The sequence below is a fragment of the Prosthecobacter sp. genome (assembly GCF_044232965.1).
GTDB lineage: Bacteria > Verrucomicrobiota > Verrucomicrobiia > Verrucomicrobiales > Verrucomicrobiaceae > Prosthecobacter.
In genome coordinates, this window is the sequence record NZ_JBIIKX010000075.1 from 19,967 (window position 1) to 28,244 (window position 8,278).

Consider the following 8,278-nt stretch of genomic DNA (forward strand, 5'->3'; position numbering starts at 1 on the left):
GGTATAACGGATGCCTGTCTTGTAAATTAGATTTTCAATCACATGCTCAAATCATGATGCGTTGATGTGAGAGTTGACCTGCCCAGCTACGGCGCTAGTTTCGGCCATGCCTTCACGCCCCAATTGCCGCACTGAAATCGAAGCCGCCATGCGCCAGCGTATCCTCGTTATCGACGGGGCCATGGGGACGACGATTCGCGGGTATAAGGAGAAGGGCGTGCTCGACGAGGCCTCGGCGCGTGGGGATCGGTTCAGGAGCAACGAGAAGGATATCTTAAACAACGGCGACATCCTCTCGATCACCCGCCCGGACATCATCGAGGACATCCATCGCCGCTTCCTGGAAGCCGGGGCGGACATCATCGAGACGAACACGTTTTCGGCCACGAGCATCGCACAGAGTGAGTTCTTTGTGGAAGACCCACGCGAAAAAGGCGGACGCAAAGATCCCGAGTTCTTCCAGAAGATCATCGACGACAAGTTCCTCAACGACCTCGCTTGGGAGATCAACTTCAACTCGGCGCAGCAGTGCCGGAAGTGGGCGGATCAGATCGCTGACAAGACCGGTCGCAAACGCTATGTGGCTGGAGCGGTGGGGCCGCTGACGGTGTCGCTGTCGCAGTTCCCGGACCTCTCGGACTTGAGCTTCCGCTATGTGACCTTTGATCAGGTGAAGACGGCCTACGCGCATCAAATCCGTGCGCTGATCGCCGGTGGCGTCGATACGCTGATGGTGGAGACGATCTTCGACTCACTCAATGCCAAGGCTGCGCTGGTGGCGATCCGCGAGGTGTTTGAAGCCGATGGCGTCGAGTTGCCGATCCAGATTTCTGCCGCCGTCGGTCCTGGCGGCGAGACAATGATCTCAGGTCAGATCACCGAGGCTTATCTCAATGCGATGCGGCATGTGAAGCCGCTGTCCATCGGTCTGAATTGCTCGCTCGGGCCGGATAAGATGCGCCCGTTCCTCGAAGAACTGGCCACGAAGGCGGATTGTTTTGTGTCGGCCTATCCCAATGCAGGCATGCCAAACCCGCTCGCACCGACCGGCTTCGATCTGCTGCCGCCGGACATGGCAAACTTCGCCACGGACTTTGCGAAATCTGGCTTCGTGAACATCATGGGCGGCTGCTGCGGCAACACGCCGGAGCACATCGCCGCCATCGCGAAAGCGGTGGAAGGTTTGGAGCCGCGTCATGTGCCGACGCCGGAGCCAATCATGCGTTTGAGCGGCTCGCAGCCTTACAATCACACGAAGGAGGCGAACTACCTCATGATCGGCGAGCGCACGAACGTCGCTGGCTCGCCGAAGTTCGCGAAGCTGATCAAGGAGGGCAAATTCGAGGAGGCGGTGGCCATCGCGCGTCAGCAGGTCGAGAACGGCGCGAACGTGATCGACATCTGCATGGACGAAGGCCTCATCGACGGCGTGCCGACGATGACGAAGTTCCTCAACCTGCTACAAACCGAGCCGGAAGTGGCGAAGGTGCCGTTCATGGTCGATTCCTCGAAGTGGGAGATCATCGAGGCCGGCCTAAAGATGCTGCAAGGCAAGGGCATCGCGAATTCTATCTCACTGAAGGAAGGCGAGGAAGCCTTCAAGGAGCGTGCGCGTGCCATCAAGCGCTACGGAGCGGCGACGGTCGTCATGGCCTTTGATGAGAACGGTCAGGCGGCGACTTACGACGAGAAGATCCGCATCTGCGAGCGCGCCTATCGCATCCTCGTCGATGAAGTGGGCTTCCCGCCGGAAGACATCATCTTTGACCCGAACATTCTGACCGTTGCGACCGGAATGGAGGAGCACAACAACTACGCGCTCGACTTCATCAACGCGACACGCTGGATCAAGCATCACCTGCCCGGCGCTAAGGTCAGCGGCGGCGTTTCAAACATCAGCTTCAGCTTCCGTGGCAACAATCTCGTGCGCGAGGCCATGCACAGCGCCTTCCTGTATCACGCGATCCAGGCGGGCATGGACATGGGCATCGTGAATGCCGGCATGCTCGAGGTGTATGAGGAGATTCCGAAGGAACTGCTCCACAAGGTCGAGGACGTGTTGCTGAACCGCCGCCCCGATGCCACCGAGATCCTTGTCGATTACGCCGAGCAGTTCAAAGGACAGGGCGGCGGTAAGAAGATCGAAGCCGACCTCCAGTGGCGCGACGCGCCTGTCGAGAAGCGACTCGAACACGCGCTACTCAAAGGCATCACCGACTTCATCGCCGTCGATACCCAGGAGGCTCTCGACAAGCTCGGCAAGCCTCTCCTCGTCATCGAAGGCCCGCTCATGGACGGAATGGGCGTCGTCGGCGACCTCTTCGGCGCGGGGAAAATGTTCCTGCCGCAGGTCGTGAAAAGCGCCCGCGTCATGAAGCAAAGCGTCGCGTATCTGCAGCCGTTCATGGAGGAGGAAAAGCTCGCGAATCCCGCCCAACGCAGTGCGGGCAAGATCATCATGGCCACCGTCAAAGGCGACGTGCATGACATCGGCAAGAACATCGTGGGTGTCGTGCTCGCGTGTAACGGTTTCGAAGTCACCGACCTCGGCGTCATGGTGCCATGTGACAAGATTCTCGCTACCGCCATCGAGAAAGGCGCGGACGTTATCGGCCTCAGCGGCCTGATCACGCCGTCTCTCGATGAAATGGCGCACGTCGCGGCTGAAATGGAGCGTCGCGGCATGAAAATACCTCTTTTGATCGGCGGTGCCACCACCAGCCCGGCGCACACGGCCATCAAGATCGCGCCGCATTACTCGGGGCCCATCGTGCATGTGCTCGATGCTTCGCGCAGCGTGCCGGTGACGACCTCGCTCATCAGCGATGAAAACCGCGACGCCTACATCGCCGAAAACGAAGCACGTCATGTGCGACTCCGTGAAGAATACGGCAAGAAGAAGGAACGCCAGCTTCTCAGCCTTGCCGAATCACGCGAGAAGGCCTTCAAGTGCGACTGGAGCACGCAGGAGATCGCCAAACCGAACTTCATCGGAACGAAGGTTCATGAAGGCACCGACATGGTCGCCACCTTGCGTGAATTTATCGATTGGTCACCCTTCTTCCATTCCTGGGAACTGCGTGGCCGCTGGATCACGGCGGAGGGACGCTTCTCGTCTTCCCATGAAGACGCTGAGATGAAAGTGAAGGCGGAAGAAGAAGCGGTGAAGCTCTTCAAGAGTGCGAATGATCTGCTGGACCGCGTTATCGCCGAGAAACGTTTTACCCCGCGTGGCGTATTCGGCTTCTTCCCGGCCAACAGCATCGGAGACGACATCGAAGTCTATGCCGATGACACCCGCAGCAGCGTAAAGACTATCTTCCACACCTTGCGGCAGCAGGTGATCAAGAAAGACACGCCGAACTACGCCCTCAGCGACTACATCGCGCCAAAAGACAGCGGACGTGCCGACTACGTCGGTGGATTCGCCGTAGGCATTCACGGCGCGGATGACTTCGCGCATGAGTTCGAGAAAGCGCACGACCCATTCAGCGCCATCATCGTCAAAGCCCTCGCCGACCGTCTCGCGGAAGCTTTTGCTGAATACCTGCACAAGCAGGCCCGCGTCGCCTGGGGTTATGAAAAGCCCGAGGACTTCACTAACGAAGAGCTCGTCAAAGAACGCTATCGCGGCATCCGCCCAGCGCCTGGCTATCCCTCACAACCCGACCACACCGAGAAGCCGATCCTCTTCGATCTGCTCGATGCTTCGGCCAAAACCGGTGTCGAACTCACCGAAAGCATGGCCATGCATCCCGGCAGCGCCGTCAGCGGCCTCTACTTCAGCCATCCCGACGTGCATTACTTCGGCATCAGCGTCCTGGCGAAGGACCAAGTCGAAGATTACGCGAAGCGCAAAGGTCAGACGATTGAGGAAGCCGAGAAGTGGCTTGGCCCTTGGCTTGGCTATTGATCACCAAAACACTCAGTTTCCAAACAACGATTTGCGCTTGGGCGGCGGAACAGGCTCAGGCTTACCGGTGCGTTCGTCCGGGTTGCCGCTGATTTTCTGCGCCTCGCGCAACTCCATTTCCGTTGGCGGCCGACGCTCATCTTTGTTGCCCCCGCCGAAGATGCGTGGAGACCACTGTGCGTTGCCTACGGTGCCGGAACCCTTGTAACCTAGCAGCTTGGTGACCGGAAAAAACACCAGGCCAGTGAGACCACGTACGCTGACCTCGGCTTTGAAGTCGATATCATCGCGGATGAAGTCGATGTTGCCGCTGCTGAGGATGCGGAAGGAGCTGGTGAGCGCCTCGACATCCTTGGTGACGATGAAGCCGTCTGAGACCTCGTAAGTGCATTTGGCCTCCTTGGCGATGTTGTAGCCCTTGATCGGCGAAGGCAAAATCGCGCCGATGACAGGAGTCAACGGGCCGAGAACAGGCAGCGCGAGGAGGTTGCCGTTGAGTATGAAGAGCACACCGCCGCCTTTGAGCGCACGCCAGTCGTCCATGCGCCCGGTAAACTTGAAATGGCCGCTGATGTCCCCAACGCTCTCGTTGCCCGGAGAGTACACCTGGGCGAAGCGCTGGAAGCTGAGGGCATTCATGCGTATTTCACCTTCGTAGCTGTCAGGTTCGCGGTTTTCATTGAACGATCCCTTCATCGTCACACCGCCACCGAGCACGCGGGCGGCGACATCGAATCCCGCAATGCCCTCGCGATTCCGAACCACCGTGCGCACGTTCTCAAAGGGCAGCTTCTCGCCGAACACTTCATAGGGGAACCGGCCGGCATCCACCTCCACATCATAGCTTTTGATGCCCGGCGCCAAGTTGACCGCTCCTTTGGCGCGAAACGTGTCGCCAAACAGACGCCCGTTGACATCGAAGTTCAACATGTCCCCGAGGATGCGCACCTCGCCATAGGGCGCGATGATGGGGTAGTCCTCGTTCCACAGCACATAGTGAGCGCCTCCGACAGGGTTTTTAAAAGTGACACGGTAGTCGTTGAACTGCGGGTTGTTTTTGAAGCCAATGGTGCCGTTCACTTTCACCTCCGTGCCTGGGGAAAAGCGATAGGCTTCGATGTGATCGGCGGCTTTAGGGGCAAAGGCACGCAGGATACCGGTGGCGTCCGCCTCCGATCGCACATTCACAAGCCTCAGCCACTTCTGGTCGTCCGCGTCATTCACAAAGACAAACTCCGCCTCCGCCGGGCCGTCCGGGCGGCGCACACGGATGTTGGAGTAGTTTTGAATGTCTCCCAGCAACGCGAGATCCATCTCCACCGATTCAAAAAACACCCCTTTGTAGCGCAAATTGCGCACCACTCCATGGCCGGAGCTGGGGCACTCCCGCAAGGTGGTTGAAGCTCCGGCGCAGGACATGCGCACATCAATGAACGAGGTCTCGTCAAAACTGAAGCGCTGGATCACCTCGCGTGTCTTCGGCATCGGGATGAAGGGCAGGAAAACGTTTGGGTCCATGCCGAGCCGCAGGTCGTATTTGAAACCCAGCGTGCGGTGCTTCATCAGATGCAATGCCAGCGTGCCCGTTTTGTGCTTCAGCATCACATCACGCGCAAAAAAGCCGTCAGGCGTCGCGCCGAGTGTCAGGCTGAGGGAGTCAAAGATCTCCCCGCGGCTGCCAAAGCGCCCACAGTCCAGCCGTCCTGTCACCTCCGCAGGAACCATGCCCTCAGGTTGCGTTCTGGCCACGAACAAACTTCCCTCCAACGCCAGATGCGGAGCCTCGTAAAAAACCACCTCGTGAAGCTGGTCATTGTCAAAAAAAGCTCGCGCCAGACCAGGCAGGTCGGCGCTCGAGGTCAGCCGAAAACGAACGCGATCCGCCCCCATGTGCCAGGTGGCTGTGGCGTCCAACACACCCATATGATCTCGCAGATGCAGCCGCTTCAGGTCAATGAAGCCCCCTTCGTATTCCGCCTCCGCCACCACCTCCTTCCAGACATAGTCGCCATACTCCAAGCCTTGCGCCTGAAGCGAAAGCTCCGCTCGGAGTTCCTGCGGCAGGTCCAGATCCCCGGAAACTTTCACCCGCAATGCTGGCGCTGCGGGTGAACGAAAGCGTGCCAGCCAGTCCAGCCCCTGCTGGATCTTGGCGCGATGCTCACGCATCATGCTGAGCCGCTGCATCGCACTAAGGCTGGGTTTCTCAGGATTTTCCTCCTTGGCCTCCGGCAGCTTCAGCACACCACTGACGGATATGTGCAGCCCGGCCAGCACGCCCTCCGCGTGTCGGATGTCCAGGCGATTCTCATCCAGAAAGATTCGGGCGTTAAGACCGCGCAATTCCACCACGGTGAGATCAGGCCGTGCCGGATCCACTGGTAGCGCCAGACCGGCCTGCTCCAACTCCACAGAATCAATTTTCACCCGTCCTTCCACCAACTGGCCGTAATTCATGCCCAGGTTCATCCTGTCAACTGCCGCCACAAGGTGCCGGTGCGTGGCATCATTGTAGATTTTCACCTCACGCGCCACCAGGCCGCCAAAGGGGTTGATCGTGAGGGAAGTGAAATCCAGATGCACCCCCAGGCGCTGTAGCTCACCTGTCACAAAGCCATGCCAGCGTTCACGAAAGGAGTCTGTGCTCAGATACACCACCCCGGCCAGCAGAAAACTGGTCACCACAAAAAGCAGAAGGCGGCGAATGAAACGAAGCATGAACGAGGCTCAATAAACCATCGCATCCGATCCCCACAAGTAGCAAGCCTCAGCGGTACTGCTCAGGAGCGCCCATTGGCAGCAGACCCAGCGGTGCGATCTGGCTGGGACGCAGCTTTTCCGGGCCGACACTCGGCGCGTCCGCCGCCAGATAGACCGCGATCTGGATCAACCCCACGCGTCCCTGCGGGCTCGTGTCAAACAGCACACCATGGCCGCTTACCGCCTTGAATAGCAGCGGACCATTCGAGCATTTATCCAGCGTTAGTGTGCCACGCGGCTCGATGCGCAAACTACCCCGCTGCCATGACGCTATTTTCCCGGTCTCCAGATTCTTGCCGTCCACCCCGACACCGATTACCAGCGGCATCGGCGTACGATTTTTCAAAACCAAGCGGTAGGACTGATGCGGCAGGCCGGAGATAAACAACACACCGCCGCAAAGGTGCGAATCCAGCCATTTCCCGGTCGCCGTGTCCTGCACGGCCAGATCAATCGTGCCATCTCCCATGCGGGCAAAGCCGCGCTGGGTGTCCACCACATCATCCTGAAGCTCTATAAGCCGGGTGATCTGACCCGGCGCAGCATACGCCACGCGGGCCACGAGATGCGGCACCAAGTCCGACTGGGACGGACGCGTCGCCACGCCATGGTGATATAAATTCGGGTCTTGCTGCCAAGCCGGTTTGAGCGAACCCAAACCGCCTGCACAGGAGTTCAGCAGGACGGTAGCCGCCATGACTGCTATTCGGATTTCCCGGATCAATTTCCCGTCGTTCCCAGAGGTCATTCGTGATGCGCGCTTGTCTTGATTCGGAAAGTAACACGCACCAGCCCCGAGACTTCTTCCACCGAACGTCGCACCTCGCAGCCAAGCAACCGCTCGATCATCTCGCATTCCAATTCATCCACCATGTCATAATGCGCCGCCAGCGCCCGCAATGGCCGGTGATGCTCCACAAGGCAAAGATGGCCGTTCTCGTCCGTTTCACACGTGCTGAGACAGCCGTCCGCACTGCGCAGCTTCGCCAGGAGCTTTGCCCTCTCCGCCACGTTGACCGCCTTAGCCAGTTTGGGAGCCAGCGCTTCGGCCTTGGCCTGGAAATAGGTGTAAAGCAGCTTTGGAGGGGCCGTCTCACCATAGACACGTTCCGCCGTGGTTAGAATTTCCAACGTCAACGCCAAACCGAAGCCACCATCGAACAGCGCGTCGACCTTAGGCGTTAAGCGGTAGATTTTTTCCGGCCTACCAGCCCCCTTGGATCTACGCCAAGTGTCCAGAAAACCCGCCTTTTCCAAATCCACGCAGTGCTGTTTCACTCCCATGTAACTCATTTTCATCCGCGTGCTCAGCTCCCTCACGGGCAGACCTGTGGAGTGCTTCAGGTGGTGGAGGATGTCCAGCACTGGCGTGTGCAGCATTTCGCGGAGCAGATGGAGCATGTTGTAAGGCTAAGCGCGGCCCACGAGCTTCGCAATAGTCTGAAGCGCAGAGGCTGGGGATTCAAGGCCAAGCCCGTAAACGAAGACACCCCGCATCTTGTGGGATGCGGGGTGTATTTTAATCTGGCAACGTCCTACTTTCGCATGGCCTTTCGCCATACTATCATCGGCGCAACAGCGTTTCACTTCCGTGTTCGGAATGGG

At 58.8% G+C, this 8,278-nt stretch carries 4 protein-coding genes; 1 reads left to right on the top strand and 3 read right to left on the bottom strand.

Annotated elements, in window-relative coordinates; genetic code table 11:
* Positions 1-148 precede the first annotated feature (148 nt).
* The gene (gene metH / locus ACILSI_RS22420) at positions 149-3,913 is read left to right on the top strand and encodes a methionine synthase (RefSeq protein ID WP_395724151.1); all 3,765 of its coding nucleotides are present in this window, start codon (positions 149-151) and stop codon (positions 3,911-3,913) included.
* A gap of 12 nt (positions 3,914-3,925) precedes the next feature.
* On the opposite strand, the gene ACILSI_RS22425 is transcribed toward metH, so the two are convergent.
* Genes ACILSI_RS22425 through ACILSI_RS22435 form a run of 3 tightly spaced genes read right to left on the bottom strand, consistent with a single transcriptional unit; the run spans position 3,926 to position 8,074 of the window.
* Positions 3,926-6,631 (bottom strand): hypothetical protein, encoded by a 2,706-nt coding sequence (locus tag ACILSI_RS22425; RefSeq protein ID WP_395724152.1) that lies wholly within the window; start codon positions 6,629-6,631, stop codon positions 3,926-3,928.
* Positions 6,632-6,680: 49 nt separating this feature from the next.
* On the bottom strand, positions 6,681-7,370 hold the full coding sequence (locus tag ACILSI_RS22430; protein ID WP_395724153.1) for a hypothetical protein: 690 nt from the start codon (positions 7,368-7,370) through the stop codon (positions 6,681-6,683).
* A 47-nt stretch (positions 7,371-7,417) separates the two neighbouring features.
* A complete protein-coding gene (locus tag ACILSI_RS22435; protein WP_395724154.1) occupies positions 7,418-8,074 on the bottom strand; it encodes a helix-turn-helix transcriptional regulator in 657 nt (218 codons plus the stop codon).
* Positions 8,075-8,278 lie beyond the last annotated feature (204 nt).